This is a genomic window from Micromonospora sp. PRAS1, assembly GCF_059553435.1.
In genome coordinates this window covers 33914-60834 of the sequence record NZ_JCANNB010000009.1, presented here as the reverse complement: position 1 = coordinate 60834, position 26921 = coordinate 33914, and the positions used below count along the sequence as shown (strand labels likewise).

29 protein-coding genes and 3 pseudogenes are annotated in these 26921 nt (G+C 72.2%); 14 read left to right on the top strand and 18 right to left on the bottom strand.

The window, feature by feature from the left end; all coding sequences use genetic code 11:
• Positions 1 to 7: 7 nt before the first annotated feature.
• Positions 8 to 1144: an erythromycin esterase family protein gene (locus tag AC507J_RS10975; RefSeq protein WP_496289000.1), complete on the bottom strand. Its 1137-nt coding sequence runs from the start codon at positions 1142 to 1144 to the stop codon at positions 8 to 10.
• Positions 1145 to 1201: 57 nt separating this feature from the next.
• The gene (locus AC507J_RS10970) at positions 1202 to 1591 is read right to left on the bottom strand and encodes a MerR family transcriptional regulator (protein WP_496288999.1); all 390 of its coding nucleotides are present in this window, start codon (positions 1589 to 1591) and stop codon (positions 1202 to 1204) included.
• 62 nt (positions 1592 to 1653) lie between these two features.
• Between AC507J_RS10970 and AC507J_RS10965 the strand changes: the two genes are divergently transcribed.
• Positions 1654 to 2253 carry an NADPH-dependent FMN reductase gene (locus tag AC507J_RS10965; RefSeq protein ID WP_496288998.1) on the top strand — a complete coding sequence of 200 codons (600 nt, stop codon included), beginning with the start codon at positions 1654 to 1656 and terminating at the stop codon, positions 2251 to 2253.
• A 76-nt stretch (positions 2254 to 2329) separates the two neighbouring features.
• Here the strand turns inward: AC507J_RS10965 and AC507J_RS10960 are convergent, their stop codons facing one another.
• Positions 2330 to 3226 (bottom strand): LysR family transcriptional regulator, encoded by an 897-nt coding sequence (locus AC507J_RS10960; protein WP_496288997.1) that lies wholly within the window; start codon positions 3224 to 3226, stop codon positions 2330 to 2332.
• 80 nt (positions 3227 to 3306) lie between these two features.
• Between AC507J_RS10960 and AC507J_RS10955 the strand changes: the two genes are divergently transcribed.
• From AC507J_RS10955 to AC507J_RS10935, 5 genes are read left to right on the top strand one after another with little or no spacing between them, the layout of a single operon-like run.
• Positions 3307 to 4233, top strand: a complete 927-nt coding sequence (locus AC507J_RS10955) for an EamA family transporter (RefSeq protein WP_496288996.1) — start codon at positions 3307 to 3309, stop codon at positions 4231 to 4233.
• Entirely contained in the window at positions 4230 to 4358 is a 129-nt protein-coding gene (locus AC507J_RS10950; RefSeq protein WP_496288995.1) for a hypothetical protein, read from the top strand. Before AC507J_RS10955 ends, AC507J_RS10950 begins: the two co-directional genes overlap by 4 nt.
• Before the next feature lie 51 nt (positions 4359 to 4409).
• Positions 4410 to 4805 carry a GntR family transcriptional regulator gene (locus AC507J_RS10945; RefSeq protein WP_341721066.1) on the top strand — a complete coding sequence of 132 codons (396 nt, stop codon included), beginning with the start codon at positions 4410 to 4412 and terminating at the stop codon, positions 4803 to 4805.
• Positions 4802 to 5701, top strand: a complete 900-nt coding sequence (locus AC507J_RS10940) for an ABC transporter ATP-binding protein (protein WP_496288994.1) — start codon at positions 4802 to 4804, stop codon at positions 5699 to 5701. Before AC507J_RS10945 ends, AC507J_RS10940 begins: the two co-directional genes overlap by 4 nt.
• Positions 5698 to 6675 carry an ABC-2 membrane transporter-related protein gene (locus AC507J_RS10935; RefSeq protein ID WP_496288993.1) on the top strand — a complete coding sequence of 326 codons (978 nt, stop codon included), beginning with the start codon at positions 5698 to 5700 and terminating at the stop codon, positions 6673 to 6675. The genes AC507J_RS10940 and AC507J_RS10935 overlap by 4 nt, the downstream gene beginning before the upstream one ends.
• A gap of 82 nt (positions 6676 to 6757) precedes the next feature.
• Here AC507J_RS10935 and AC507J_RS10930 read toward each other — a convergent pair whose 3' ends face one another.
• A complete protein-coding gene (locus tag AC507J_RS10930) occupies positions 6758 to 7702 on the bottom strand; it encodes an acyltransferase domain-containing protein (protein ID WP_496288992.1) in 945 nt (314 codons plus the stop codon).
• Between the two features lie 425 nt (positions 7703 to 8127).
• Between AC507J_RS10930 and AC507J_RS10925 the strand changes: the two genes are divergently transcribed.
• Positions 8128 to 8340 carry a hypothetical protein gene (locus tag AC507J_RS10925; protein WP_496288991.1) on the top strand — a complete coding sequence of 71 codons (213 nt, stop codon included), beginning with the start codon at positions 8128 to 8130 and terminating at the stop codon, positions 8338 to 8340.
• Between the two features lie 122 nt (positions 8341 to 8462).
• Here the strand turns inward: AC507J_RS10925 and AC507J_RS10920 are convergent, their stop codons facing one another.
• Both AC507J_RS10920 and eccB read right to left on the bottom strand, forming a co-directional pair.
• Positions 8463 to 8936 carry a PhzF family phenazine biosynthesis protein gene (locus tag AC507J_RS10920; RefSeq protein WP_496288990.1) on the bottom strand — a complete coding sequence of 158 codons (474 nt, stop codon included), beginning with the start codon at positions 8934 to 8936 and terminating at the stop codon, positions 8463 to 8465.
• Between the two features lie 95 nt (positions 8937 to 9031).
• A complete protein-coding gene (eccB, locus tag AC507J_RS10915; protein WP_496288989.1) occupies positions 9032 to 10414 on the bottom strand; it encodes a type VII secretion protein EccB in 1383 nt (460 codons plus the stop codon).
• A 188-nt stretch (positions 10415 to 10602) separates the two neighbouring features.
• On the opposite strand from eccB, the gene AC507J_RS10910 reads away from it, so the two are divergent.
• Positions 10603 to 10779, top strand: a complete 177-nt coding sequence (locus AC507J_RS10910; protein WP_496288988.1) for a hypothetical protein — start codon at positions 10603 to 10605, stop codon at positions 10777 to 10779.
• A gap of 57 nt (positions 10780 to 10836) precedes the next feature.
• Here AC507J_RS10910 and AC507J_RS10905 read toward each other — a convergent pair whose 3' ends face one another.
• Both AC507J_RS10905 and AC507J_RS10900 read right to left on the bottom strand, forming a co-directional pair.
• Complete coding sequence (locus AC507J_RS10905; RefSeq protein ID WP_496288987.1) at positions 10837 to 11979, bottom strand: fatty acid desaturase family protein; 1143 nt, start codon at positions 11977 to 11979, stop codon at positions 10837 to 10839.
• Between the two features lie 16 nt (positions 11980 to 11995).
• Positions 11996 to 13087 carry a ferredoxin reductase gene (locus tag AC507J_RS10900; RefSeq protein WP_496288986.1) on the bottom strand — a complete coding sequence of 364 codons (1092 nt, stop codon included), beginning with the start codon at positions 13085 to 13087 and terminating at the stop codon, positions 11996 to 11998.
• Between the two features lie 84 nt (positions 13088 to 13171).
• Here AC507J_RS10900 and AC507J_RS10895 point away from each other — a divergent pair.
• Positions 13172 to 14000 (top strand): annotated as a pseudogene (locus tag AC507J_RS10895) (RsbRD N-terminal domain-containing protein); the annotation flags it as partial.
• 65 nt (positions 14001 to 14065) lie between these two features.
• A pseudogene (locus AC507J_RS10890) lies at positions 14066 to 14398 on the top strand (helix-turn-helix domain-containing protein); the annotation flags it as partial.
• A 61-nt stretch (positions 14399 to 14459) separates the two neighbouring features.
• Here the strand turns inward: AC507J_RS10890 and AC507J_RS10885 are convergent.
• The 10 genes and pseudogenes from AC507J_RS10885 to AC507J_RS10840 all read right to left on the bottom strand — a co-directional run bounded on the left by AC507J_RS10885 (position 14460) and on the right by AC507J_RS10840 (position 22758).
• Entirely contained in the window at positions 14460 to 16031 is a 1572-nt protein-coding gene (locus AC507J_RS10885; RefSeq protein WP_496288985.1) for a Na+/H+ antiporter, read from the bottom strand.
• 176 nt (positions 16032 to 16207) lie between these two features.
• On the bottom strand, positions 16208 to 16990 hold the full coding sequence (locus tag AC507J_RS10880; RefSeq protein WP_496288984.1) for an IclR family transcriptional regulator: 783 nt from the start codon (positions 16988 to 16990) through the stop codon (positions 16208 to 16210).
• Complete coding sequence (gene pcaC, locus AC507J_RS10875) at positions 16987 to 17367, bottom strand: 4-carboxymuconolactone decarboxylase (RefSeq protein WP_496288983.1); 381 nt, start codon at positions 17365 to 17367, stop codon at positions 16987 to 16989. Before pcaC ends, AC507J_RS10880 begins: the two co-directional genes overlap by 4 nt.
• Positions 17364 to 18161, bottom strand: a complete 798-nt coding sequence (pcaD, locus tag AC507J_RS10870) for a 3-oxoadipate enol-lactonase (protein WP_496288982.1) — start codon at positions 18159 to 18161, stop codon at positions 17364 to 17366. The genes pcaC and pcaD overlap by 4 nt, the downstream gene beginning before the upstream one ends.
• On the bottom strand, positions 18158 to 19513 hold the full coding sequence (pcaB, locus tag AC507J_RS10865; protein ID WP_496288981.1) for a 3-carboxy-cis,cis-muconate cycloisomerase: 1356 nt from the start codon (positions 19511 to 19513) through the stop codon (positions 18158 to 18160). Before pcaB ends, pcaD begins: the two co-directional genes overlap by 4 nt.
• Positions 19488 to 20057 carry a protocatechuate 3,4-dioxygenase subunit alpha gene (gene pcaG, locus AC507J_RS10860; RefSeq protein ID WP_496288980.1) on the bottom strand — a complete coding sequence of 190 codons (570 nt, stop codon included), beginning with the start codon at positions 20055 to 20057 and terminating at the stop codon, positions 19488 to 19490. Before pcaG ends, pcaB begins: the two co-directional genes overlap by 26 nt.
• Positions 20050 to 20790, bottom strand: coding sequence for a protocatechuate 3,4-dioxygenase subunit beta (pcaH, locus tag AC507J_RS10855; protein WP_496288979.1), 741 nt, complete (start codon positions 20788 to 20790; stop codon positions 20050 to 20052). The genes pcaG and pcaH overlap by 8 nt, the downstream gene beginning before the upstream one ends.
• Positions 20791 to 20867: 77 nt before the next feature.
• Positions 20868 to 21191: pseudogene (locus AC507J_RS10850) on the bottom strand (thiolase family protein); the annotation flags it as partial.
• Positions 21188 to 21943, bottom strand: coding sequence for a CoA-transferase subunit beta (locus AC507J_RS10845; protein ID WP_496288978.1), 756 nt, complete (start codon positions 21941 to 21943; stop codon positions 21188 to 21190). The pseudogene AC507J_RS10850 and the gene AC507J_RS10845, both read right to left, overlap by 4 nt.
• Complete coding sequence (locus AC507J_RS10840; protein ID WP_496288977.1) at positions 21940 to 22758, bottom strand: CoA transferase subunit A; 819 nt, start codon at positions 22756 to 22758, stop codon at positions 21940 to 21942. The genes AC507J_RS10845 and AC507J_RS10840 overlap by 4 nt, the downstream gene beginning before the upstream one ends.
• A 162-nt stretch (positions 22759 to 22920) precedes the next feature.
• On the opposite strand from AC507J_RS10840, the gene AC507J_RS10835 reads away from it, so the two are divergent.
• From AC507J_RS10835 to AC507J_RS10820, 4 genes are read left to right on the top strand one after another with little or no spacing between them, the layout of a single operon-like run.
• Positions 22921 to 23841, top strand: a complete 921-nt coding sequence (locus AC507J_RS10835; protein WP_496288976.1) for an ABC transporter permease — start codon at positions 22921 to 22923, stop codon at positions 23839 to 23841.
• Positions 23838 to 24635, top strand: a complete 798-nt coding sequence (locus AC507J_RS10830; protein ID WP_496288975.1) for an ABC transporter permease — start codon at positions 23838 to 23840, stop codon at positions 24633 to 24635. Before AC507J_RS10835 ends, AC507J_RS10830 begins: the two co-directional genes overlap by 4 nt.
• On the top strand, positions 24632 to 25450 hold the full coding sequence (locus AC507J_RS10825) for an ABC transporter ATP-binding protein (protein WP_496288974.1): 819 nt from the start codon (positions 24632 to 24634) through the stop codon (positions 25448 to 25450). Before AC507J_RS10830 ends, AC507J_RS10825 begins: the two co-directional genes overlap by 4 nt.
• The gene (locus tag AC507J_RS10820; RefSeq protein ID WP_496288973.1) at positions 25450 to 26910 is read left to right on the top strand and encodes a benzaldehyde dehydrogenase; all 1461 of its coding nucleotides are present in this window, start codon (positions 25450 to 25452) and stop codon (positions 26908 to 26910) included. The genes AC507J_RS10825 and AC507J_RS10820 overlap by 1 nt, the downstream gene beginning before the upstream one ends.
• Positions 26911 to 26921 lie beyond the last annotated feature (11 nt).

Sequence of the window (26921 nt, the reverse complement as noted above, 5' to 3'; positions counted from 1 at the left end):
CGTCGCGCTACGAGTCGCGGCCGGCCGGCTCTGTGAGCGGACTGGCGGCGGTGATCGTCGGGATCACGGCGATCGCGTCGAAGCTGCCGGCCGGCGAGGGCAACTCGTAGTAGTGCTCGTCGTCGCGCTCCGGCTGATATATGCCGGAGATCAGCCGGGTTCGCCAGGGCTGGTCGAACCCGTCCCCGGGGGCCGCCGAGCGCAGGTCGACGATCCGTGCGCCACTCATGTCGCCGGCACTCTCGTCGTCGCCGTCGAGCAGCCGGGCTTCCAGCGAGGTCGGGCTCGGGTACGGGATCTCCGTGCCGAGGATCCGCCCCCGGCCGAAGGCGATGTGCACGGCCGCGTACCGGTCCCCCAGGGCCGCCCCGAGGTGGGCACCCAGCATGACGTTGCCGTGCTTCGCCACGTGTGCGCTGCCCTCCCAGAGCACGACGCGGCCACCGCTGCGACGCTGGTGATCGAGGAGCCGCTCAGCTGCGGCACGTTCCTCCCGCTCGGCGTCGTATCCGCTGCTGCCGGGGGCGGTGGCGTGGAAGTCGACAATCGCGTCGACCAGCCGCAGCGCCTCGTCGTGCCCCGGGCCGCCGTCGAGCCGGGCGACCAGGTCGCGGGCGGTGCGGGCAAGCTCGACGAAGGGTACGCCGGGATGGGTGCCGTACAGGCGCTGGACGTGTTCGCCGTTGTCGTGGGCGGTGCGGATGACCTCGAAGCGTTCGCCGACCCGCGTCGCGGTCGCCCGGTCCACCGAAGCGAGCAGTTCCACCACCCGGTCGTAGTCGGCGGGGAGCGTACGCGGGCCGGCGATGCCGATGATGCGTACCGGATCGTCCGGGTGCCGCTCGTTGTGCCGGCGCAACCGGACCAGCGCGTCGCGCATCTCGATCGTCCGCCACGGCCCCCACGCCTGGGCGAGCGTCGCGTCCAGGTCGACGTCCTCGCCCCGGACGTACCGGTCGTAGCGGTCGCCGACCCGCTCGTTGTCGAGCAGCGCGACGACCCGGAACCCGCGCCGGATCAGCGCGTGCGTGGTCTGCTCGACCAGCCCGAAGGTCTCGTTAGCCGCGCGGGTGCTGGTGCCGAGCCCGACGATCGTGGCGGTCTCGACCAGGGCGGCGAGCCGGTGCGCTTCAGGATGCTCCATGCCCCCGACGATCGGGGTTCAACATAGGTTGAAGTCAAGCCCGCGAGCGGGTACGGGTCAGCGGGTCGGGTCGTCCCGCCCGATCTCGCAGAGCTTGGCGCCGGACGCCACCGCCGCGAGCTGCGCCTTGAGGTGGCGCACCCGCTCCTCGGCCTCGGTCACCAGCCGCTCCGCGACCCGCCCCCACTCCTCGGGCGTCGGGTCGTCCGAGAGGTCGGCGAAGAGGTCGGCGATCTCGCGCACGCTCAGGCCGACCCGCTGGGCGAGCTTGGCCACCTGGATCCGGCAGGCGGCGGACTCGTCGAAGCGCCGTTGGTTGCCCGAGGTCCGTACGGCCTTGATGACCCTGTGGTTGTCGTAGAACCGCACCGCGGAGGGCGCGACGCCGCTGTCCACGGCGACTTCGCCGACACCGAGCGTCCGGGTGGAGTGCGCGAGAGCGGACATGACCGCAGACTAGCGCCCCGGGACTTGACTTCAACCAATGTTGAACCGGCACGGTCTCGGGCGTGACCATTTCCAACGAACCGCACAGCCACCCCGCCGCCGCAACCGGCCTACGCGTCGCCGTGATCTCCGCAAGCGTCCGCACCGAACGGATGGGTCCGGCGATCGCCCGCTGGGTCGTCGCCGCGCTTGACGAGTCGGTCGAGGCGGACCTGATCGACATCGCCGAGATCACGCTGCCCGACGACAGCCTGCTCTATCCCGGCGGCGGGCCGGGAAGCGAGGTGGCCCACCGGATCGCGGCGGCCGACGCGTTCGTCTTCGTCACGCCCGAGTACAACCACAGCTATCCCGCCTCGCTGAAGCGCCTGATCGACTGGCACTACGCCGAGTGGCGCGTCAAGCCTGCGACTGTTGTCGCGTACGGCGTCCAGGGCGGGTACGCGGCGATCGAGCACCTGCGCGGGGTGCTGGCCGAACTCAGCGTCGTGACGACCCGCCGGGCCATGGGCCTGCGCGTGCCGTGGACCTGCCTCGACGACCGGGGCCGGTACGCGCCGGACACCGATGTCTCGCGCGGCCTGGCCGCGAGCCTGGCCGAGCTGCGGTGGTGGGCCGAGGTGCTGGCCGACGCCCGACGAACCCGGCCCCTCCCGGCCTGACCTCGGCCGGCGGCCACCGCTCCCCGGCCGGCGACCACCGCTCCCCGGCCGGCGACCACCGCTCCTCGGCCGGCGTTCACCGCTCCTCGGCCGCACTGTCGACCGGGACGCCCAACTCCGCGAGGAAGGCGCTCGCCGCAGGGGTTCGGGCGGCCCGGTTCCAGATCAGGTACTCGATCCGGGCGGGCGCGTCCCGCACCGGGATGGTGACCACGCCAGCCAGGTGTGGCGTGAAGTTCGAGGCGAGCAGGGCGATGCCCAGGTTACGGCGGATCAGCCGGGTCATCAGGATGTCCACCGTGGTCACCTCGAAGGCGACCTCACGGTGCACTCCGGCGGCGGCGAAGGCCTGGTCGGACTGGGCGCGTCCGGCCGTTCCCGCCGGCAGGTCCACGAACACCTCGGTGGAGAGTTGGGCGAGGTCGACCTCGTCCTGTCCGGCGAGCGGATGCTCGGGTGCCACCACGGCGACCAGCCGGTCGTGGGCCAACTGCCTGGCGGTGACCCCTTCCGGCCGGGCGGTCACCGGAAGCCCGAGGAAGCCGACGTCGATCGCGCCCTCCTTCACCTGGTCGATGAGCTGTTCGCTACCGGCGACCCGGAGGTTGATGCGGACCTGCGGATAGCGCTGCCGAAAGGCGTCGAGCGCGGCCGGGATGTCGACCGCCGCGACGGTGGGGATGACGCCGACGGTGAGGCGGCCACGGATCTCGCCGACGGCTGAGGCCACCTCGGCCGCCGCCCGCTCGGCGGCGTCGAGACACTGCCGGGCCGCCGGGAGGAACGCCTCGCCGGCCGGGGTCAGCCGCACCCGGCGGCTGGTGCGGTCGAAGAGCCGGGCACCGAGTTCCCGTTCCAGACGGGCGATCTGGTGGCTGAGGGCCGACTGGACCACCCGGCACCGCTCGGCGGCCCGGGTGAAGTTGCGCGTCTCCGCCACCGCCACGACGTACCGCATCTGCTGAAGCTCCACCGATCAATCGTGAACCACGATAGATCAGCTGACAAACATGTGTTGGACTCATTGCTGTCCCGGCACCGATCCTGAGTCGCGTGACAAACCTCGCGACCACACCAACCGGCACCGGCCGGCTGGCCGCCACCGCCGCGACCGCGTTCGCCCCTGCGGTGTGGGGGACGACGTACGTGGTAACCACCGAGCTGCTGCCGGCGGGCCACCCGCTGTTCGCGGGGCTGATGCGTGCGCTGCCGGCGGGTCTGCTCGCGCTGGCGTTCGCCCGTACGCTGCCGCGCGGCTCCTGGTGGCTCAAGGCGGCGGCGTTGGGCGTACTCAACATCGGCGTGTTCCTGCCGCTGCTGTTCGTCGCCGCCGAGCGGCTGCCCGGCGGGGTGGCCGCCACGCTGGGCGCGGTGCAGCCCCTGGCCGTGGCGATCCTGGCCGTGACGGTGCTGCGCCAGAACCCGTCGGCCTGGAGCTTCGGCTGGGGAACCGCAGGTGTGCTGGGCGTCGGGCTGATGGTCGTCGGCCCCGACGCGGCCTTCGACACGGTCGGCATCCTGGCCGGTCTCGGCGGTGCCGGCGCGATGGCGCTCGGCGTGACGCTGACGAAACGCTGGGGACGCCCGCCGGACGTGGGCCCGACGACCCTCGCCGGCTGGCAACTCACGGCCGGCGGCCTGTTCCTGTTGCCGGTGACGTTCCTCTTCGAGGGGGCGCCGCCCGCCGTCGACGGGAACGCCGCCCTCGGTTACCTCTGGCTCGGCCTGCCCGGCGGCCTGCTCGCGTACACCCTCTGGTTCCGCGGCATCGGCACGCTGCCGGTCACCTCCGTCGCCGTGCTCACCCTGCTGTCGCCGCTGGTGGCCGCCGTGCTGGGCGCGGTGTTCCTCGGCCAGCTGCTCACCCCGATCCAACTGGTCGGCTTCGCGCTCTGCCTCGCCGCGATCGTCGCCGGCCAGGCCAGCCCGAACCGCACCACGACCACCTCGAAGATCACCAAGCAGAGGGTCCACCGATGAAGATCACCGTGGTCGGCGCCACCCGCCCCGCGCCAGGCACGGAGCACACCGTCACCGCGACCACCGCCGCACTGCTCGACGCCGCCGCCGGGACCGGGACCGGGACTCGCATCTTGCTCTCTTGACCGCCGATTTACTGCTTTACTATGGTCCTAGTAAAGCAGTAAGGGGCTACCGTGTTCGTCTTTCGGCTCGACACCCACTCCGGCGTCCCGCCGTACCTGCAACTCGTCCAGCAGGTCCGCCAGGCGGTGCTGCTGGGCTTTCTCCAACCCGGTGACCGCCTCCCGCTCATCCGCGAGGTGGTCGAGGACCTGGCGATCAATCCGAACACCGTCGCCAAGGCGTACCGGCAGATGGAGCAGGAGAACCTGGTCACCGGCCGGCCCGGTCAGGGCACGTTCGTCAACGAACAGCAGTCGGCCGTGATGCCGGCATCGACGTACACGTCGCTGCGCCGTGGCCTGTCGACCTGGCTGCGCCGCGCCTACGCGGCCGGCCTCGACGAGCAGGCGGTCAACGCGCTTTTCACATCCGTCCACCAGCAGACGAGAAATGAGGACGTGGCGTGACAGCTACCGAGTTCGCGCTGCGCACCGACGGTGTGGGCAAGCGGTACCGGAAGGGCTGGGCGCTGCGCGACTGCACCCTGGCCCTGCCGGCGGGCGGCGTGATCGCCCTGGTCGGGCCGAACGGCGCGGGCAAGACCACGCTGCTGCGCATGGTCGTCGGGTTGCTGGCCCCGAGCGTCGGCACGGTGGAGGTCCTCGGCCACGACGTCACCGCCAGCACCCCGCAGACTCTGTCCCGGGTCGGGTTCCTGGCCCAAGACCACCCGCTGTACAAGCGCTTCACCGTCGCCGAGATGCTCCGCTTCGGCCGGGCCTGCAACCTGCGGTTCGACCAGGGGCTGGCCGAGCGCCGGCTGGCGAAGCTGGGCATCCCGCTCGACCGCAGGGCCGGTACGCTCTCCGGCGGGCAGCAGGCCCAGGTCGCGTTGGCTCTGGCCCTGGCGAAGCGGCCGGACCTGCTCGTCCTCGACGAGCCGGTGGCCAGCCTCGACCCGCTGGCCCGGCACGAATTCCTCCAGGTCCTGATGGGCGCGGTGGCCGAGGGCGGGGTGACCGTCCTGTTCTCCTCCCACGTCGTGCACGAGCTGGAGCGCGTCTGCGACCACCTGGTCGTGCTCAACCACGGCCGGGTCACGCTCACCGGTGACATCGACACCCTCCTCGCCGAGCACCGGCTGCTCCTCGGCCCGCGCACGGCCACCGACCTCGACCGGGCCGGCACCGTCGTGCAGGCCGTGCACAGCGACCGGCACACGACCCTGCTGGTACGCGACGGCGCGATCCCGGTCGTGCCCGGGTGGCAGGCCCAGCCGGTCGCGCTGGAGGACCTGGTGCTGGCGTACCTGCGCCGGCCGTCCGAGCCGAGCGCCACGGTCGGGTCGGGGGTGGCGGCATGACGTGGTTGATCTGGCGACAGCACCGGACGGAGGTCTGCGTCCTGGGTCTGCTCGTCGGCATGTTCGGCATTGCCCTGCTGGTGCTCGGCACGCAGGCCCACGACCTGTTCCCCGGCGACCCCGCCAGATGCGCGGGAGAGGCCGGCATCAACGAGACCTGCACGGCCGCCTTCCGCCGGCTCGACGAGGAGTACGGGTACGTCGAGAACCTCCTGGCGGCCTTCTATCTGGTCCCCGTCGTCATCGGTGCGTTCCTCGGTGCGCCGCTGCTGGCACGCGAACTGGAGGACGGCACCTGGCAGCTCGCCTGGACGCAGGCCGTGCCACGGATGCGCTGGCTGGCAGCCAAGCTCGCGGCACTGGCCGGTGTCACCGTCACGCTCACCGGGATGTTCACCGCGGTGCTCACCTGGTTCCGCCGGCCATTCGACGCGTGGGAAGGGCGGTTCCAGTACGACGCCTTCGACCTGGAGGGACTCGTTCCGATGGCGTACGCGCTGTTCGCGTTCGGCGTCGCCACCGCCGCAGGGGCGATCCTGCGGCGCAGCCTGCCCGCGTTCGGCGTCGCGTTCGGGGCGTTCCTCGCCGCCCGGATGTCGGTGGCGCTGTTGGCCCGTCCCGCGTACGCCACGCCGCTCACCACCATGGAGCCGGTCCCCGTCGGCGGCTCGCAGGACCAGGCGGGGCAGCGGCCCGTGCACAGCATCGCTGACTGGATGATCGAACACGGCTACGCAGACGCCACCGGGCGCAGGCTGAGCTGGACCGATTACTCCGAGCTGGAGGAGGCTGCCAACCGGGCCGGCAGCAACGTCAACCAGTTCCTGCACGCGCGGGGCATCCAGCAGTTCGAGGTCTACCACCCGGCCGACCGGTTCTGGCCGTTCCAGCTCATCGAGGCGGCCCTGTTCATCGCCGTCGCGGCGATCCTGATCGGGGTGGTGGTGTGGCGGGTACGCCGCCGGATGATCTAGGGCCCTGACCTTAATGTGGCAGCAGTGCCGCCCCCCAACCGGGCACGATGGCGATGGTGGTTGGCCACAACGGCCAGCGGCGCTAGATCGGGAAATGGCCGCGCCGCCACTGCCAGTGGCGGCCAGCCTTCAGGTGATCGATGATCGCGCGCTGAAGCACTGTGTCACGCGGCAGCTGGTCGAGCGGTGTGGTCAGGGTGCGGAAGACGAACCGCAGCACCTCGATGTCGGCATCCGGCCCTTCCGTCTCGTCGTAGGGCACCAGCTCGAACCTCCGCTGGAACCGGGCGATGTTGGAGTCCTCCGGCAGGTACTCCAGCAACTGCGGGTCGAGCAGCCACGAGGCGCAGGCGAACGCCGTGTAGTGCTCGTCCGGAAAATGGCGCGGGAAAAAGGCGCGACCCTTGTCGAGCGACGCCTCGATCGCCTCCGGAGTCAGCGGCCCCGCGTCGGGTATGTGCAGGCTGATGGCGGTGTCACCGCGATGGTGTTGCAGCCGCCCCAACTCGTAGACGCCGCCCCGCGCGTGCAACGTCAGCCAGCTCTGCATGACCGGCCAGCCCTCGCGGTTCATCCGCCGGTCGATCGCGAGATTGCGGCCCAGGTCCGCGAGGGTCAGCCAGGACACGTCGTCCGGGACGTCATGCTCGCGGTGGTACCCCCGGACCACGTCGACCAGCGCCAGGTACGCGTACACGTAGAGGTGCCGCCAGGCGAGGCCGCGATCGCGCGGCAGCTCCGGACCGGGCGCCATCCACTCGTGGCCCCCGAGATCGGCGCGGACCAGCGCGATCGATCGGTCGAGCAGCCAGCGCAGCTCCGGAGTCCACAATGGGGAGTCGGGGTCGGGCCAGCCCGCCATGATCTCCGCAGCGTCGTCCGGCCGTACCCCGAGCCGGTCGAGGAGCGCGGGCGCGTCGGCCTTGACGGGCAGCGGAGCCGACGGCCGGTCACCGGCGAGCCGGTGCACGCGATCGATGTCCTCGACGGGTACCCCGAGCCGGGCCGCGATGTCGTCCAGATCCACGCGCTGACCCTACCGACCGCCGCACCCCCGCAACAGGCTCGGGCCGTCCGGCCATTACTGCCCGACCGATGACCAGCGGCATCACCGCCACATCGAGTAGCGCCGATCGCACCCACGCGCATTCCGACGGGCCAGTTGCGCCAAGCTGTTGTTCAGCCAAGTCAGAGTAAGACCGGAAATAGGGCGTCCCGGCGAGGTGGCCGCCGCTCAACGTAGCGCAAGACACCGCATCTGGGGCTTTCCAGCAGGTCCGGATAGCCCGACATGCCGCAACCGGTGAAACCCACCCCGGCATCCCGCACGTTCCTTGAGTTCGGCGGCTAGCGTCCGGAGAGAATCAGAGGAGTTTGCCTGATCCCTTAGACCCGATCCATGTCGCAATCTGCCCGCAAGTAGCCTGCTGTCAGACGACAGTTGGAGATCCGGTGGACAACGCGAGCGACCCGAAGAAGCACAGCGCGGAGACCTTCGCCGCCGAACGACGCCACCCGCCTGCACCTCGACACCGGCAACCCCACCACAGCCGGACAGACCCTCCTACACGCCGACCGGTCGCCCGTACCCTCCTCGCCGAGATCACCCAACGCGGACCGGCACCGGCCGACGTGGCCCGACTGGCCGCCATCGTCGCCCCTTGAGGTAAAGGGTGGGCACCCCTCATGATCGTTGACGTCGGAGCGACTCGACACGCCCAGAAACCAGTAGCCAGAGCGTCAACGATCACCATCCACCGACACACCCGGTAATCGCAACAGCCGGCTCAGCGGGTGTGGGTGACTGTTGCGATGCCGCCGACCAGGATCTGCGGCCCGGTGGCACCCGGTCGGGCGGTGGCGGTGATGGTTGCCGGGTGGCCGAGGGCGTCGCCCATGTCGACGGTGAGATCCCGGCCAGCCAGGTGAGCGGCGAGACAGGCGGTGCTGTTGACGTTTGCGACGTCCTCCGGCACGCGCTCGGCGAGGGCGGCGAGGGCGGCGACCGTACCGTGGCCGCAGGCGGGCAACTCCCCCTCGGTGGTGAAGAAGCGCAGTCGTACCGGAGGCTCGTCGGCCGGGTTCCGGTGCTGGGCGCGCCGCGGGTCGTACGGCTGCCGGCCGGTGAGGAAGACGGCGTGTGACGTGCCGCAGCGGGCCGGGACGCGACGGCGCTCGGCATCAGTGAACATGGTCGGGACCGGGTCGTCGACCACGGCCGTGGGACTGCCGCCGTGGTCGCCGCGAAGGCAGGCGTTCACGATGCTGATCGGAGGGTGGCCGGTCGGGCGGCTCGGCGGCCTCGGCGTTGATGTCCGGCCCGCCGTCGGCGAGTCCGGCGCGTAGCTCGGCGGCGTCATGCGGGGGCGGCCGTGTGGCGAGCGGTCTCCGGGTCCAGGGTGGGACCGGCGGGCACCAGGCTGACCACGCCCGCCGGGAGCCGGACCGGGCGGGCCTCGCCGTAGCCGAGCATGGCTGGTACCCCGGCGTCGGCCAGGACGTGCCGGCGGCCGAGGTCGGTCACCACGGAGATCGCCCCGCCGGTCGCGCCCGGTGCGGCCACGGACTCGACAAGCGCGCCGCGCCCCGGCTCCACGATTACGTGGTCGGCGACCGCCGGGCCGGCCGCCCGGCTCTCGGCGCTCGGTGCGGTCGGCTCCGGCAACGTGACGCCGAGCCGCAGCTCGACCTGTCCGGACTCGTCAGCGACCCGGGCGCAGAGCGCCGGTGAGTCCATGGTGGCCAGCCGGGGCGGTGCGCCCGGTGGCGCGTGCGGCCCGGCCGGTGCGAGGTCGTCAAGTTGGGGCAGGGCCGCGAAGCGACCGAGGCTGATCTGGTCCGGCTCGCGTTGCCCGGTGCGGGCGAGCAGCAGCGCCGCCTGAAGCTCGGTGATGCCGGCGAGGCCGTCGCGCTGGACCACCGCGTACTGTCGGCCACCACCGGAGTTGCTCACCACCAGCACGTCGCCGATCCGGGCGTCGGCGATCCGGGCGGATGGCCCGCCGAGGCCGGGCAGTTCCAGCGGCGCCAGGTCCAGCCCGGCCGGCACCGTGTTGAGCAGGGCTGCCGCGACGGGTACGGCCCGGGCGCGGGTGACCGCCAGCGCGGCCAGCACCCGGTCGGTGTCGCGGATCAAATGACGGCGCTGCTGCCAGAGCAGGTGCAGCCGACCGTCGGGGGCGCGCAGCAGCAGCGCCTCCGCGCCGAGTGGCCGGCCGCCGGCCCCGCCGGTGCCGATCAGCAGCACCGACCGCGACTGCTGACCGCCGCCCTCGGTGCCGACCGAGCAGACCGTCCACGCCCCGGTGGCCAGCCGGGTCGCCGCCGGCAGCGAGTCGGGCGCGTCGGCGATGCCCAGCGGCAGGCCACGCGGGACGCCTTCGATCGACCGGCGCGACACCAGTACGGTCTTCGGCCGGTCGGCACCGAGGATCAGGAGCGCGGACGCGTAGTTGAGCACCGGGTGCAGCCGCTGCTCGCGGTAGACGAACCGGGCGCCGGACTCCTTCTCCACGATTACCGCACCGCCGTCGCGCCACTTCACGCCGCCGCCGATGAAGAGGCCGTAGAGGGCGAACCCACCCAGCCCGATCACCGCCACCAGTACGCTGGCCAGCGCCGCACCGGCGAGCCGGCGGAACGGTGCCTGCGCCGGGTCGGTCTCGCGCATCACCAGGGCGGCCACCACCCGCTGGATGGTGAACTGGTACGAGTGCAGCTGGTCCTGCCGCGACGGCATGCCACCCCTTCCGCGAGTACGGTCGGGGCACAGGATAGGCGCTGCGTCAGCAGCCCGTGAACCGTGCGTCACCGCCGCCCAGCCCAGACGCCGCTGACCTGCCCAGTCGGCATGATCCAGAACGAAGCGGGTAGCTGGAGCGGCAGGCCGTCCGGATCCGCCGGACGGCCGGTGCTCGGGAGGTGAAGATGCGCGCCCTGCTCTGGGTCGTCGGCGTGGTCGCCGGAATACTCGTCCTGCTCGGCCTGCTGCTGGAGGCGGTCCGCTGGCTGGTCATCATCGGGATCATCGCGTTCGTGGCAGTGGTCGTGCTGGCCTTCGTCCGTGGCCGTCAGTCGGCCCGCAACTACCCCAGCCGCCGCTGAGCCGCGCGGATCCTGGTACGAGACCGCACCACCGGTTTCGTACCAGGATCCGAACTGTCAGGCGGCGACGAGTGCCGGGGTCGGCTGGTCGTCGACGGGGGTGGCCCGCTGGCGGCGGTTCGGCAGGGCGAGCCGGAAGACCTTCTTCCAGGCCGAGAAGACCTGGCGGGGCAGCGAACCGGTGGTGTACTTCAGGCCGTAGCGGTCGAAGAGCGCCCGCACCTCGGGGGCGATCTCCTGGTAGCGGTTGCTCGGCAGGTCCGGGTAGAGGTGGTGCTCGATCTGGTACGACAGGTTGCCGGTCATGATGTGCATCAGCCGGCTGCCGCTGATGTTGCCCGAGCCGAGCATCTGCCGCAGATACCACTCGCCCCGCGTCTCACCCTCGATCGAGGTCTTCTCGAAGGTCTCGACGCCCTCCGGGAAGTGCCCGCACATGATCACCGAGTGGCTCCACAGGTTGCGGATCAGGTTCGCGGTGAAGTTGGCGGCCATGGTGTGGAAGAACGACGGGCCGGAGAGCAGCGGGAAGAGCAGGTAGTCCTTGAGCACCTGGCGGCGGATCTTCCGACCGGCCGCGCGGGCCTTGGCCCGGAACTCCGGGTCCTTGAGCCCGCCCTTCTCCTTCAGCCGCCTCCCCAGTTCGAGGTCGTACGCGGCGACGCCGTACTCGAAGAAGCAGGCGTTGAGGAAGTTGTAGAACGGCTGGCCCAGGTACGCCGGGTGCCAGGGCTGGTCCTCGTCGACGCGCATGATGCCGTAGCCGAGGTCGTTGTCCTTGCCGACCACGTTGGTGTAGCGGTGGTGCAGCTCGTTGTGCGACTGCTTCCACTGGTCGGCCGGGGTGGCGTGGTCCCACTCCCAACTGGTCGAGTGGATCTTCGGGTCACGCATCCAGTCCCACTGGCCGTGCAGGACGTTGTGCCCGATCTCCATGTTCTCCAGGATCTTCGCCACCGACAGTCCGGCGGTGCCGACCAGCCAGGCCGGCGGGAAGAGCGAGAAGAGCAGCACGACCCGGCTGCCGACCTCCAGCTTGCGCTGCGTCGAGATGACCTTCCGGATGTACGCGGCATCCCGTTCACCCCGGGTGTCGATCACCCGCTGGCGGATGGCGTCGAGTTCCTTGCCGAGGGTTTCGATATCCTCGGCGGTGAGGTGGGCGATCGGGTTGGTGGCCTTCTTCTGGATGACGGTCACGTCGGTCTTTCTCCGATCAGATCTCGAGTTCACACGGGCCGGCGGCGGCCGACACACAGGTCTGCACGCGTACGCCGTCGCCCGGCAGGGCGGTGGTCAGTTCCCCGTTACGCAGGTCCCGGACCGCGCCCTGCCGCAGGGGCAGCACACAGCCGAAGCAGATGCCCATCCGGCAGCCCGAGGGCATCAGCACACCCGCGTTCTCGCCGGCGTCGAGCAGCGGGGTGCCACCGCCGGCCTCGACGGTGATGGACGAACGGGTGAAGGTGACGGTGCCACCGTCACCGGCGGTGATGATCGTGGGCCGGAACCGCTCGGTGTGCAGCCGTTCGGCGCAGCCCCGCGCCGCCCAGTGCGCCTCGGCCGCGTCGAGCAGCCCGACCGGGCCACACGCCCAGGTCTGGCGGTCCAGGTGGTCGGGGACCAGGGTGTCGAGTTCGGCGACGTCGAGCAGCCCGTCGACGTTTGTGTGCCGCTCCACCAGCCGGATCTCGCCACGCTCGGCGAGGTCGCGCAGCTCCGCGCCGAAGACGACGTCGGTTGCGGTGGGCGCCGAGTGGACCAGCACCACGTCGCTGCCGGTCAGCACGCCCGAGCGCAGCATCCCGGCGACCGGGGTGATGCCGCTGCCCGCGGTGAGGAAGAGCACCCGGGCCGGTGCCGGGTCGGGCAGCACGAAGTCGCCCTGTGCCTGGTCGAGCTGCACGATCGTGCCGGGTCGTACCCGGCGGACGAGGTGGTTGCTGACCACGCCGTCCTCGATCGCCTTGACCGTCACCGAGATCGGGTCGGGGTGCCGGCCGGGTCGGGAGGTGACCGAGTAGGCGCGCCACTGGCGCACCCCGTCGACGTCGACGCCGAGCCGCACGTATTGGCCGGGCAGGTGTCCCCGCCAGCCACGGCCGGGCCGGATCAGCAGGGTCGCCGCGTCCGGGGTCTCCGGGCGGACGTCGAGGATCCGGCCCCGCAGGTCGGCGCCGGCCCGCAGCGGCGCGACCAGATCCAGGTAGTCGCCGGGCAGCACCGGCGTGGTCACTGTCTCGGCAAGCCGCCAGAGGCGACGGCGCAGGGATCCCGGTGCGTGCGGTCGCGGGGCGGTAGTGGTCATAACACGATGGTCGCGGCCGGCTGGCATAGAATCTTGGCCTGCGAAGGTAAAGCGATCCACCCCTTTTGTGCGGAGAGAACAACCGTGGCGGAATCCTCCGGAACCACCCATCGGGCGGCGCGCCTCGAACTGGACGATCGGGTCGCCCGCGAGCTGCGTGACCGGCTACCGATGGTAGCCGGTCGGACCGTCACCGCCATCACGGCCGAGGTGCCCAGCTACTCAGGCACCCTGACCGGGCAGATGCGGGACAAAATCGAGAACGCCGTGCAGATCGCCCTGGGCACCTTCCTGCAACTGCTGGAACGCTGCGAGGCCACCGATCCGAGCACCCCGCTGATCCCGGCGCTGGAGGCAGCGTACGCGCTGGGCAGCGGCGAGGCCCGCTCCGGCCGCAGCATGGACGCGCTGCTGGCCGCGTACCGGGTCGGTGCCCGGGTCTCCTGGCGGGAGATGGCCGCCGCCACCGTGGCGATCGGCCTGCCGGCCGCCACCGTCGCCGAGTTCGCCGAGCTGATGTTCGCCTACATCGACGAGCTCTCTGCCGCGAGCGTGGCCGGGCACGCCGACGAGTTGGCAAGCGTCGGCCGGGCCCGGCGGCGCAACCTGGAACGGCTCACCCACCAACTGCTCGCCGGCGAGCCCGAGGACGTGCTGCGGCGCAGCGCCGAACGGGCGGACTGGCCGGTGCCGCAGACCCTCACCGTCGTCCTGCTGCCCCGGGCCAACCTGCGTGGGGTGCTCGCCCTGCTCAGCGAGCACACGCTGGAGAGCAGCGAGGAGTCGCCCGCCGGCGAACCCGGCGAGGAGCGGGCCGTGCTGCTCGTACCGGACGCCCACGGCGACCGCCGGCAGCTCGCCCGGGTACTGCACCGACGCCGCGCGGTGCTCGGGCCCGCCCGGCCATGGGAGCGGGCCAACTCCTCCTACCGGCGGGTCCTGCGGGCCGTGGAGATCGGCATCGCCCGCCCACCGGACGGCGAGCCGCTGGACACCGAACACCACCTGGCCGAGCTGCTGCTCAGCGCCGACCGGGAGGCCCTCGCCGACCTGCGGGCCCGGGTCCTGCAACCCCTCGCGGAGCTGCCCGCGGCCACCGCCGAACGGCTCACCGAGACACTCCGGTCCTGGCTGCTGCACCAGGGACGCCGCGACGACGTGGCCGCCGACCTCTTCGTCCATCCGCAGACCGTGCGCTACCGGATGGGCCAGCTGCGGCAGCTCTACGGCGAGCGGCTCAGCGACCCGCGTACGCTGCTCGACCTGACCGTCGCCCTGGCCCTGCCCGGCACCACCCAGCCGGCGGGTTGAGCACCGGCGGGTCACCGGTCAGTCCGAGGAGAGTCACGGTCAGTCCAAAGAGAGTCACCGGTCAGTCCGAGGAGATCGGCCCCAACAGGCGGATCTCCTCGGCGTCCAGCCTGGCCTGCAACTCGCGCAGCACCGCCTCGTCGATCTCCCGGGCGTCCCGCATGCGGGTGATCTCCTGTCGCTTGTGTTCGAGCGCGGCCAGGCGCAGCCGGCGTTCGTTCTCGCGGGCCACCGCCGACTCACCCTGCGGCTCCTCCTGCACGGCGCCGAGGTGACTCTCGTACTCGGCCTGGAGTCGCTGCACGGCCTCCGGGTGGGCGCCGATTCGCCCGGCGATCTCCGGCAGCGCGGTGAGGGTGGCCCGGGTGGCGTGCACCTGCGCCTGTCGGCTCTCGTCTTCGCGCTCCGAATCGCCGGTGAGGCGGGCCCAGCTCATCAGCAGCGGCAGGGTGGTGCCCTGCACGAGCATCGTCACCAGGATCACCGTCGCCACACAGAAGATGATCAGATCGCGTTCCCGCACCGGTCCGCCGTCGGCGTTCAGCGGCACGGCGAGCGCCGCCGCCAGGGAGACCGCACCCCGGAACCCCGCCCACCCGGCGACCGTACGCACCCGCCAGTTCACCCGTCGGGCACGCCTGATCTTGCCCCGGTCCAGCAGCCAGGCCAGGGCCGCCGTCAGGTGCAGCCAGAGCATCCGCACCGCCACCAGCACACCGGCCACCACGAGCGCGATGGCGATCGCACGCGGCAACGAGACGCTGGAGACACCCCGGACCGCCCGCGGGATCTGCATCCCGACCAGCACGAAGAGTCCGCCGTTGATGAGGAACGTGGTGAGGTCCCAGAAGGACAGGGCCAGCACCCGGGACCGGGCCCGGATCACCCGAGGACTGGCGAAGGCGACCATCAGACCGGCGACCACCACCGCGAGCACCCCGCTCTCGTGGACGCTGTCGGCCAGGAAGAAGGCGGCGAACGGGGTGAGTACGCTGAGCGCACCTTCGCGCAGCGGATCGTCCAGGCGCTTGCGGATCAGGATCACCACCGTGCCGACCAGCACGCCGGCCGCGATGCCGCCGAGGAAGGACAGGCCGATCCGGCCCACGAGTTCCAGGGCACCCGGTGCGGCACCCCCGCCCAGCAGGCCGAGCGCGACGGCGAAGAGCACCAGGGCGGTGCCGTCGTTGATCAGGCTCTCGGCGCCCAGGGTGGTGAGCAGCCGCCGGGGCATCCGCTTGGCCAGGCCGGCCACCGCGGCGGCATCGGTCGGCGCGAGCGCGGCACCGAGCACCCAGGCCACCGCCGGGTCGACGCCGAGCCGCTGTGCGACCAGCGCCACCGCCACCATCGTGGCGCCGACCAGCCCGACCGCCAGCAGGGCGATGACCGCGAAGTTCGCCCGCACCTCGCGCAGGCTGGTGGCGATGCTCTCCCGGTAGAGGATCGCCGGCAGGAACAGCACCAGCACCACCTCGGGGGCCAGCACCACGTCCGCCAGCGGCGGCAGCAGCGCCAGCAGCGCACCGAAGCAGATCAGCAGCACCGGCGGTGCGACCCGGTACCGGCCACCGATCGTGGTGCCGACCAGCACGGTGACGCCAAGCGTGATGATCAGCAACAGCTCGCTCACGTCGCCCCCCGTTCGTCGCCCCCACTCATGGTGGTACGGCGACCGGCGCGGCGAGCCCGGATCGACGGAGCTACGCGGCGCGCGGAGGCGACGCGGGCGGGGCCGGCGACAGCGGCGCGGTGACCGGGCGGCGACGACCGGGCAGCGACGGAGACCGGGGCGGTGGGGCGGGCGGCTCAGCGGCGGGCGCCGGCGCCCAGGTCCTCCTCGATGCGTTTCGCGGCGGCCAGCAACGGCGGCAACAGCTCCTTGCGGATCATCTCGAACGAACCGCGACTGGCGTGGGCCGAGACGTTGACCGCGGCGATCACCGATCCGTTGTCGGCGTGGATCGGTGCGGCCAACGAGCGCAGCCCCTCCTCCAACTCCTGGTCGACGATGGCGTACCCCTGCGCGGCGATCTTCGTCAGGGTGGCGCGCAGCTTGGCCGGATCGGTGACGGTGCGCCGGGTCAACGGGCGCAGTTCCGCCTTGGCGAGGTAGTCGTCCAGCCAGTCGGCGGGCTGCGCGGCGAGCAGCACCCGCCCCATCGACGTCGCGTACGCGGGGAACCGGGTGCCGACGCTGATCCCCACCGTCATGATCCGTTTGGTGGGCACCCGGGCGACGTAGACCACCTCGTCGCCGTCGAGCACCGACACCGAGCAGGACTCGTGCACCTGCGCGACAAGCGCCTCCATGTGCGGCTGGGCTACCTCCGGCAGGCTCAGGCTGGACAGGTACGCGTAGCCGAGGTCGAGGATGCGCGGACGCAGCGAGAAGAGCCGCCCGTCGGTGTGCACGTAACCCAACTCGACCAGGGTGAGCAGGAAGCGACGCGCGGCGGCCCGGGTCAGCCCGGTGGCCCGGGCCACCTCGCTGAGGGTGAGCTGGGGATGTTCGGCGTCGAAGGCGCGGATCACGGCCAGTCCACGCTCCAGTGACTGGACGAACTCGCCGGGTCGCGCCGCGTCGGTCACTCGGCCTCCTGCCGCAGAGTCGCCTGGGCCACCTTGAACGCCCGGTTCGCCGCCGGTACGCCAGCGTAGACGGCCACCTGGAGCAGGACCTCACCGATCTCGTCGGGCGTCAGCCCGTTACGCCGGGCGGCCCGGACGTGCATCGCCAACTCCTCGTCGTGGTGCAGGGCGGCCAGCACGGCGAGCGTGACGCAGCTGCGGGTCCGCCGGTCCAGACCGTCGCGGGTCCAGATCTCGCCCCAGGCGTACCGGGTGATCAGGTCCTGGAAGTCGGCGGTGAACTCGTCGGTGTTGGCGACGGCCCGGTCGACGTACGCGTCACCGAGCACCTGCCGGCGCACCGTCATCCCGGCGTCGTGTCGCTGCTGTTCGGTCACGGTTTCTCCCCGCCTTCCGGGCCGAAGTGCGCATTGAGCAGTCGGGTCACGGCCTCGGGCTGTTCGACGCTGGCCAGGTGCGCGGCGTCGGGCAGGACGGCCAGCCGCGCGTCCGGGATCCGCCGCGCGATGTCGGCGGCCTGCTCCGGCGGGGTGGCCGGGTCGTCGGCACCGGCGATCACAAGCGTCGGTGCCCGTACCGCCGCCAGGTCCGCGCGCAGGTCCATGCCGGCGATGGCCTCGCAGCAGCCGGCGTACCCGGCCGGCGGGGTGTCCAGCAGCATGTTCCGGTGGACCGCGACCGTGTCGGGGTGAGCGGCGGCGAAGGCGGGGGTGAACCAGCGGGCGACCACGGCGTCGGCGACGGTGTCCAGCCGACCGGCGCGGACGGTGGCCGCCCGGGCCCGCCAGCCGTCGGCCGGGCCGAGCGCGGCCGACGTGCAGAGCAGGGCGAGCCGGTCGATCCGCTCGGGCGCGTGCGCGGCCAGCCACATGCCGACCATGCCGCCGAGCGAGAGCCCGGCGTAGTGCACCCGCTCGACCGCCAGCTCGTCGAGCAGTCCCAGCACCTTGCGGCCGAGCAGGTCGATGCTGTACGGCCCGTCCGGCACGGCCGAACCGCCGTGGCCGAGGTGGTCGTACCGGATGACCCGGAACCGGGCGGCCAGCGCCGCCAGCTGCGGTCGCCACATGGCGCCGGTGGTGCCCAGGGAGCTGCCCAGCACCAGCACCGGTGCCTTCGGTGGGCCGTCCACGGTGGCGTGCAGCGCCCGCACGTGGGACCGGGCGCTCACCGGGCTCCGTCCCGGTGCAGGTCGAGAGCGCGGTCGACCAGTTGACCGGCCGCACCGAGCCAGCCGGCCGGGTCCAGGGCCGCGTCGACGTCCGGCTCGGACAGGTGGGCCCGGACGTCGGGCTCGGCGAGCAGCGCGTCCCGGAAGGACGGCCGGGCGGCGGCCCGCCGGACCAGGTCGTGGGCGGCGGCGCGACCCAGCGCGGGCGCCAGCCGGGCGGCCACCGCCTCGGCGAGCAGCAGGCCACCGGTGGCGTCGAGGTTGGCCCGCATCCGGTGCGGGTCTACCCGCAGCCCGGTCAGCATCCGGGCGGTACGCTCGGCGACCCCGCCGGCCAGGTGCAGCAGTTCGAGCAGCGGTTCCCATTCGGCGTGCCAGCCGCCGGTGGCGCGTTCGTGTTCCTGTGCGGCGGCGGCGAAGAGGGTGCCGACCAGCCCGGGGCCGCGCCGGGCCGCGGCGGTTACCAGAACCGAGTCGACCGGGTTGCGTTTGTGCGGCATGGCCGAGGAGCCGCCGCGTCCCTCGCCGCCCTCGGCGACCTCACCGACCTCGCTCTGGGCGAGCAGGCCCACGTCGAGCGCGACCTTGCCGGCCGCGACGAGCAGCCCGCCGAGCGCCGCCGCGAGGTCGAGCACCGGTTGGCGGCGGGTGTGCCAGGGCAGCGGGCTCGCCGCCAGGCCGAGCCGGGCGGCAAACCGGTCGACCACGGCCGGGCCGGCCGACCCGTACCCGGCGAGGGTGCCGACCGCGCCGCCGAGCTGCGCGGGTAGGGCGTCCCGCGCCTGGATCAGCCTGTTCCGGGCCTCGTGCAGGCCGAGCAACCAGCCGGCCGCCTTGAGGCCGAAGGTGGTCGGGGCCGCCTGCTGGCCGAGGGTGCGGGCCACCATGACGGTGTCGCGGTGGGTCCGGGCCAGTTCGGCGGCGGCGTCGGCGGCGGCCTCGACGTGCCGCAGCAGCGGGCCGGCGGCCCGGCGCACCAGAAGCGACAGGGCGCTGTCGAGCACGTCCTGGCTGGTGGCGCCGTGGTGCACCCAGGGTCGGGCCGATTCGGCGACCGCGGCGGTCAGCTCCCGCACCAGCGGGACCACCGGGTTGCCGGCGGCCTCGGCCGCGGCACCCAGCGCCGCCGGGTCGTACCGCTCGGCGCGGCAGTGCCCGGCGATCTCGTCGGCGACCGGCGCGGGCAGCAGACCGACGTCGGCTGCGGCCCGGGCGAGCGCGGCCTCGGTGTCCAGCATCGCCTGCAACAGGGCCCGGTCGTGGAGTTCGGCGTCGACGTCGGCCGCGCCGGAGAGCCCGCGCAGCAGCGCCGCAGACCGCAGTACCTCAGACCGCGAAGAAGACGGTTTCATGCTCTCCCTGAAGGCGGATGTCGAACCGGTACCCGTCCGGTGCGGGACTCGCCAGCAGCGTGTCACGGCGGGCGGGGTCGACGCCACGCAGCACCGGGTCGTCGGCGTTGCCCGCCTCGTCGGCGAAGTAGACCCGGGTGACCAGGCGGTGCAGCAGGCCACGGGCGAAGACCGAGAGGGTCAGGTGCGGTGCCTCGGTCTCCCCCGCGCCGGCCGGCAGCGCCCCCGGCTTGACGGTGAGCAGCGCGTACCGGCCCTGCGCGTCGGTCTCGGCGCGACCGAAGCCACGGAAGCCGGGCACCGTGGCGGGTCGGGCGCCACGCGGGTCGTCGGGGTGGTCGAAGCGGCCGTCCGGGTCGGCCTGCCAGCTCTCCACAAGCGCGTCGACCACCGGCGCACCGGTGCCGTCGACGATCTGGCCCCGGATCCAGACCGCGCCGGGCGTGCCCTCCGGCACCACGTACGGGCCGTCGGGCCAGCGCAGACCGATGTGCAGGTACGGCCCGACGGTCTGGGCGGGCGTGACGCCCAGGCGCTCACTCATCGTCGTCCTCGTCCTCGAAGGGGGTTTCGTCCCGGCCCCGCAGCACGATGTCGAACTCGTAGGCCAGCGCCCACTCGGGCCGGGTGGTGGCGTGGTCGTAGCGGGCGATCAACCGCTGCCGGGCCTGCTCGTCGCGGATCGAGTTGAGGACCGGGTCCTGGAAGAACAGCGGGTCGCCCGGGAAGTACATCTGGGTCACCAGCCGCTGGGTGAACGCGCGGCCGAAGAGCGAGAAGTGGATGTGCGCGGGCCGCCAGGCGTTGTCGTGGTTGCGCCACGGGTAGGCGCCGGGCTGGACGGTGACGAACTCGTAGCGCCCCCGCTCGTCGGTGAGCGCCCGGCCGACGCCTGTGAAGTTCGGGTCCAGCGGGGCGGGCCAGATGTCAAGCGTGTGCCGGTATCGGCCGGCGGCGTTGGCCTGCCAGACCTCGACCAGGGTGTGCGGCACGGGCCGGCCGTCGCCGTCGAGCACCCGGCCGTGCACGATGATCCGCTGCCCCTGCGGCTCGCCGTCGTGCTGGCGGGTCAGGTCGTGGTCGAACTCGCCGAGGCGTCCCTCGCCGAGCAGCGGGCCGGTGATCTCGGTGAGCCGCTGCGGCAGGTGGACCAGCGGCTGTCGCGGTGCCCGGATCACGGTGGACTTGTAGCCGGGACTCAGCAACGGCGGGTGGGCGTCGACATCGTCGCGCCGGTAGGCCGGCAGCACCAGCTTGCCGGTGGTGTCCTGGGTCATCGTCAGCTCCCGTCAGGCTTCCAGTACGACGGCCAGGCCCTGGCCGACCCCGATGCAGATCGCGGCGAGGCCCCGCCACCGAGGGCGATGGCCCGGGACGCGCCGATGACTGCCTCCAGGCCGGAGCCGCAGAGCCGGTTGACCGTGGCGCCCGGCACCGACGGCGGCAGGCCGGCCAGCAGCACCGCCATCCGGGCCACGTCCCGGTTGTCCTCACCGGCGCCGTTGGCGTCGCCGAGCAGCACGTCGTCGATGCGGGCCGGGTCCAGACCGGGGTTGCGGGCGACGATCTCGCGGACCACGTGCGCGGCAAGGTCGTCGGGGCGTACGCCGGCCAGGCCGCCGCCGTACCGGCCGATCGGGGTGCGTACCGCATCGAGCAGGTAGACGTCCCGGCTCACTTCTTCGTCGCTTCCAGGGCGCGCAGCACGGCGAGTTCCTCGGCGGTGGGCGGTTCACCGATGACCAGGTCGGCGGAGACGGCGAGCGGCCAACCGGTGGCCGCGCGGGCCTGCTCGACGGTGCCGCCGGGATGCAGCCGGGTCAGGGTCAGCTCGCAGCTGTCCGGGTCCGCTTCGAGGACGCCGAGGTCGGTGATGACGGTACGGGGGCCACCGCCGCGCAGGCCCAACCGCTCCCGGTCACCCGGCCCGGAGCCGAAGCCGACCGAGGTGACGAAGTCGACCCGCTCGGTGCAGGTACGCAGGCTCTGCCGGACGACGACCACCACCTCGCGGCAGGAGGCGGCGATCTCGGGTGCCCCGCCGGCACCGGGCAGACGTACCTTCGGGTCGGCGTAGTCGCCGCCGATGACCGTGGTGTTGATGTTGCCGTACCTGTCGAGTTGGGCGGCGCCGAGGAAGCCGACGTCGATGCGGCCGGGCTGGAGCCAGTAGTTGAAGACCTCGGGCACGGAGACCACCGCGTCGGCGGTGTCGGCGAGCACGCCGTCGCCGATGGAGAGCGGCAACCGGTCGGGCCTGGCACCGAGGCAACCCGACTCGTAGATCAGCACGAGGTTCGGCGCGTGGGTGGCCCGGGCCAGGTTCGCCGCGGTGCTGGGCAGACCGATCCCGACGAAGCAGGCGGTGCCGTCGCGCAACTGCCGGGCGGCGGCGACGGTCATCATCTCGTCGGCGGTGTAGTCCGTCATGCCGGCACCTCCGTGGTGAGCACGTGCCGGGCGATCCAGTCCTGGAACGTCTCGCGGTCCCGGCTGATCTCGTCCCAGGCGACGTAGAAGTCGTTGTCGCGCACGGAGTAGCCCTGGGTGTACGACGGGTGGGAGCCGCCGGGCACCCGCGCCACCGCCGTGACCGCCCAGCCGGGCAGCACGACCTGCCCCGGCACGGGTTCGAGTTCGTCGACGATCTCCTCGACGGTGACAAGCGACCGGTGCGCCGCCAGCACGGCCTCCTTCTGCACCCCGGTGATCCCCCACATCTGCACGTTGCCGGCGCGGTCGGCCCGCTGGGCGTGCACCACGCTAACGTCGGGACGCAGGGCGGGTACCGCGGTGAGCGTCTCCCCGGTGAACGGGCACTGGATCGGGCGGATGTTCGTGGTGTGCCGGGGCAGGTCCGTGCCGGTGTAGCCGCGCAGCACCGCGAACGGCAGGCCGGAGGCGCCCGCGACGTACCGGTTGGCCATCCCCGCGTGGCTGTGTTCCTCCAGTTCCAGCGGGACCGGCCAGGAGTTCTGCACGGCGTCGCGGAAGCGGTGCAGCGAGCCGACGCCGGGGTTGCCGCCCCAGGAGAAGACCAACCGACGCGCGCAGCCGGCCCCGATGAGCTGGTCGTAGATGACGTCGGGGGTCATCCGGACCAGGGTCAGGTCGCGCCGCTGCTGCCGGATGATCTCGTGACCGGCGGCGAACGGGATGAGGTGGGTGAACCCTTCCAACGCCACCGTGTCCCCGTCGCGGACCAGCTCCGCGACGCCGTCGGCCAGCGAGACGAGCTTCGCCATGGGCCTCCCGCCTCCTGCGATCGGCGGTCCGCAAGCTGTGTTCGGTATGCGGACTCGCGTACTTATCTCGAACATAATGCTCGACAGCGGCCCCGTCAACGCGCCGCGAACTGCGTTGCGTTCCGAGCGCGGGCCCGGCCGCCGAAAACTCGCGGCGACCCGTTGACGTGGACCAGGTCACATGAAAACGTTCTAAATGAGAACGTCCGTTCGGCTAGCGAACAGATCGGAAGGGTCATCCCTCGAACACACCCCGGTCCCCCGCCGGGCCGCCCGACGCGGGAGAGCCGCCTGCGTCGTCCAACCGGGCTGCTCGGCGAGACGACGCTGCTCGGGGCCTTCGGCTTCGCCACCTTCCTCGCGCTGATCGAGGTGGTGCCGCGGCTCGGTGTCGTCGCACCGGATTACCTGCCGCCGGCCAGCCGCACCGCGGTGGCCCTGGCGGAACTGGCCGGCGAGCCCGCCTTCTGGACCGCCCTGGGCGACACCCTCCAGGGGTGGTTCCTCGGACTGCTCATCGCCGTGGCGCTCGGCATCGTCGTCGGGTTCGTCCTCGGCACCGCACCGATCCTGCGGGAGGCCACCGCCTCCACGATCGAGTTCCTGCGCCCCATCCCCTCGGTGGCGCTCATCCCGCTGGCCGTGCTGGTCTTCGGCACCAGCCTGCGATCGGTGCTGCTGCTTGTGGTCTACGCCGCGTTCTGGCAGGTGCTCGTCCAGGTGCTGCACGGCGTGCAGGACGTCGACCCGGTCGCCCAGGAGACCGCCCGTACCTTCGGCCTCGGGCGGCTGGCCCGGATCCGGCACGTCACCTGGCCTTCCGCGCTGCCGTACCTGCTCACCGGCGTGCGCCTGGCCGCCGCCGTGGCGCTGATCCTCACCATCACCGCCGAACTGGTGATCGGTGCCCCCGGTCTCGGCCATGAGATCGGCGTCGCGCAGTCCGGCGCCGCCGTCCCCCGGATGTACGCGCTGATCATCGTCACCGGGCTGCTCGGGGTGGCGGTCAACGTAGTGGCCCGCCAACTGGAACGGCGGCTGCTCCGGTGGCATCCGTCGATCCGTCGGGAGGTACCGGCATGACGGGACTGCTCCGCCGGACGGCACGGAACGTCGTCGCCGCCCTGGCGCTGCCGATCGGGCTGCTCGCCTGCTGGTGGGTGCTCACCGCCGACAGCGACAGCTACTACCTGCCGCCACTGTCGGAGATCCTGGCCAGCGTCGACGACGTCTGGCTGCACTCCGGCCGACTCCGCACCGACGTGCTGCCCAGCCTGCTGCGCCTGCTCGGCGGCTTCACCCTGGCCGTGCTGCTCGGTGTCGGCGCGGGCGTGGCCATCGGCTCGTCGCGCCGGCTGCGGGCGTTCTGCGAGCCGGTGCTGGAGTTCCTTCGGGCGATCCCGCCACCGGTACTGGTGCCGGTGCTCATCCTCTTCGCCGGGATCGGCAACACCATGAAGGTCCTCGTCATCGTCTCCGGCTGCGTCTGGCCCATCCTGCTCAACACCGTCGAGGGCGTCCGGGCCGTGGACCAGGTCCTGCTCGACACGGCGCGCTGCTACGGCATACGCGGTCCCGCCCGACTGTGGCACCTGGTGATCCGATCGGCCAGCCCGCAGATCGTCACCGGCATGCGGCAGGGGCTCTCCGTCGGGATCATCCTCATGGTCATCAGCGAGATGTTCGCCGCCAGCAACGGGCTCGGCTTCAGCATCATCCAGTTCCAGCGGACCTTCGCCGTCACCGAGATGTGGACCGGGATCCTGCTGCTCGGGCTGCTCGGCTTCCTGCTCGCCACCGCCATGCGGATCTTCGAGCGGCGCGCCCTGAACTGGTACCTCGGCCTGCGACAGACCCAGCGGGGAGGAGACCGATGACCGGGACCGTCATCCTCGACGTACGCGCCGTGCGCAAGGTGTACGAGGGGCCCGGCCGCCGCGTGACGGCGATCCGCGACCTGACCTTCACCGTCGGCAAGGGCGAACTGGTCTGCGTGGTCGGCCCCTCCGGCGCCGGCAAGACCACCCTGCTCAAGTGCATCGCCGGGCTGCTCGCCCCGACCAGCGGAGAGGTGGTGCTGGAGGGCGCGACGGTCACCGGGCCACCGCCGGGCATGGCGGTGGTGTTCCAGGAGTACGGCCGCAGCCTGTTCCCGTGGCTGACCGTACGGGGCAACGTCGAGCTGCCGCTGAAGCAGAAGAAGCTCCCCAGGGCGCGCCGGCTGGAACTGCTGCACCAGGCGCTGGACGCGGTCGGCCTGAGCGACGTGCACGGCGCGTACCCGTGGCAGCTCTCCGGCGGCATGCAGCAGCGCGTCGCCATCGCCCGGGCCATCGCGTACGAGCCGCACATCCTGCTGATGGACGAGCCGTTCGCCGCGGTCGACGCGCAGACCCGGGCGGACCTGGAGGATCTGGTCCGGTCGCTGTGGCGGCGGCTCGGCGTGACCACCCTGTTCGTCACCCACGACATCGACGAGGCGGTCTATCTCGGCCAGCGGGTGCTTGTGCTCTCCGCCGCGCCGACGGTCGTGCTCGACGACGTCCCCGTCGACCTGTCCGCCGAGCGGGACCAGCTCGCCACCCGTTCGTCGGCCCGCTTCGCCGAGCTTCGTGGGCACGTCTTCGCGCAGATCCAGCGGGCCAGGACGTACCACCGCACGAATCCCCTCACCACCGATGGAGGAACCTGATGTCCCTGCTCGATACCGGAACCTGGCACGGCACCCTCTACAGTGACGGCTGGGTCCAGGCGGCCGGCGGCACCGCCGTGGTCCGCTCGCCCGCCACCGGCGAGGAGATCGGCCTGGTCGGCGTGGCCGACGCCGACGACGTGGCGCGGGCCTGCGCCCGGGCCGCCGCCGCCCAGCGGGCCTGGGCCGCCACCAGCTACACCGAGCGGGCCGCCGTGCTGCGCCGGGCCGGCGCACTCTGGGAGCAGCACGCCGCCGAGGTCGGCGACTGGGTGGTGCGCGAGTCCGGATCGATCCCGCCGAAGGGCGTCCTGGAAACCAGCACCGCCGCGCAGGAGTGCTACGAGGCCGCGACGCTGCCCTCGCAGTCGCTCGGTGAGATCATTCCGAGCGCCCAGCCCCGGCTGAGCCTGGCCCGCCGGCTGCCGGTCGGCGTGGTGGGGGTCATCTCACCGTTCAACGCCCCGCTGATCCTGGCGATCCGCTCGGTCGCCCCGGCGCTGGCGCTCGGCAACGCGGTGGTGCTCAAGCCGGACCTGCGCACCGCGGTCTGCGGCGGACTGGCCATCGCCCGGGTCTTCGAGGAGGCCGGGCTGCCCGAGGGCCTGCTGCACGTGCTACCCGGCGGAGTGCAGACCGGTGAGGCGCTGGTCGCGGACCCGCACGTCCGGGTGATCAGCTTCACCGGATCCAGCGCGGCCGGCCGCAAGGTCGGCGAGGCCGCCGCCCGGCACCTGAAGCGGGCCCACCTGGAACTGGGCGGCAACTCCGCCCTGGTGGTGCTCGACGACGCCGACCTGGACCTCGCCGTCTCGGCCGGCGCATGGGGATCCTTCCTGCACCAGGGGCAGATCTGCATGACCACCGGCCGGCACCTGGTGCACGAGAGCCTCGCCGAGCGGTACGTCACCGAACTCGCCGCCAAGGCCGACCACCTGCCGGTCGGCGACCCGGCCAAGGAGCAGGTGGCGCTCGGGCCGATCATCGACGAGTCGCAGCGCGACAAGATCCATTCGCTGGTCACGGCGAGCGTGGACGCCGGCGCGCGGCTGGCCGCCGGCGGCACGTACGACGGGCTGTTCTACCGGCCGACCGTGCTCGCCGACGTCACCCCGGACACGCCCGCGTACGCGCAGGAGGTCTTCGGCCCGGTCGCCCCGGTGCTCAGCTTCACCGACCTGGACGAGGCCGCCGCACTGGCCGGGGCCAGCGAGTACGGGCTGTCGCTGGGCATCCTCAGCCGGGACGTGATGAAGGCGATGGCGCTGGCCGAACGGATCCCGAGCGGCATCGTGCACATCAACGACCAGACCGTCAGCGACGAGGCGGTGGCGCCCTTCGGTGGGGTCGGCGCCTCCGGCACCGGGTCCCGCTTCGGCGGAGCGGCGGCGAACATCGAAGCGTTCACCGAGACGCAGTGGCTGACCGTGCAGGGCAAGATCAGCCGTTACCCGTTCTGATCCGCGCCGTA

Coding starts and splice junctions, on each gene's coding strand:
- AC507J_RS10970 (WP_496288999.1), bottom strand. CDS start 1,591: ATGTCCGCTCTCGCGCACTCCACCCGGACGCTCGGTGTCGGCGAAGTC.
- AC507J_RS10900 (WP_496288986.1), bottom strand. CDS start 13,087: ATGACCACTACCGCCCCGCGACCGCACGCACCGGGATCCCTGCGCCGT.
- pcaB (WP_496288981.1), bottom strand. CDS start 19,513: ATGAAACCGTCTTCTTCGCGGTCTGAGGTACTGCGGTCTGCGGCGCTG.
- AC507J_RS10975 (WP_496289000.1), bottom strand. CDS start 1,144: ATGGAGCATCCTGAAGCGCACCGGCTCGCCGCCCTGGTCGAGACCGCC.
- AC507J_RS10825 (WP_496288974.1), top strand. CDS start 24,632: ATGACCGGGACCGTCATCCTCGACGTACGCGCCGTGCGCAAGGTGTAC.
- AC507J_RS10820 (WP_496288973.1), top strand. CDS start 25,450: ATGTCCCTGCTCGATACCGGAACCTGGCACGGCACCCTCTACAGTGAC.
- AC507J_RS10910 (WP_496288988.1), top strand. CDS start 10,603: ATGCGCGCCCTGCTCTGGGTCGTCGGCGTGGTCGCCGGAATACTCGTC.
- AC507J_RS10840 (WP_496288977.1), bottom strand. CDS start 22,758: ATGGCGAAGCTCGTCTCGCTGGCCGACGGCGTCGCGGAGCTGGTCCGC.
- pcaG (WP_496288980.1), bottom strand. CDS start 20,057: ATGAGTGAGCGCCTGGGCGTCACGCCCGCCCAGACCGTCGGGCCGTAC.
- AC507J_RS10935 (WP_496288993.1), top strand. CDS start 5,698: ATGACGTGGTTGATCTGGCGACAGCACCGGACGGAGGTCTGCGTCCTG.
- AC507J_RS10950 (WP_496288995.1), top strand. CDS start 4,230: ATGAAGATCACCGTGGTCGGCGCCACCCGCCCCGCGCCAGGCACGGAG.
- AC507J_RS10830 (WP_496288975.1), top strand. CDS start 23,838: ATGACGGGACTGCTCCGCCGGACGGCACGGAACGTCGTCGCCGCCCTG.
- AC507J_RS10845 (WP_496288978.1), bottom strand. CDS start 21,943: ATGACGGACTACACCGCCGACGAGATGATGACCGTCGCCGCCGCCCGG.
- pcaH (WP_496288979.1), bottom strand. CDS start 20,790: ATGACCCAGGACACCACCGGCAAGCTGGTGCTGCCGGCCTACCGGCGC.
- eccB (WP_496288989.1), bottom strand. CDS start 10,414: ATGCCGTCGCGGCAGGACCAGCTGCACTCGTACCAGTTCACCATCCAG.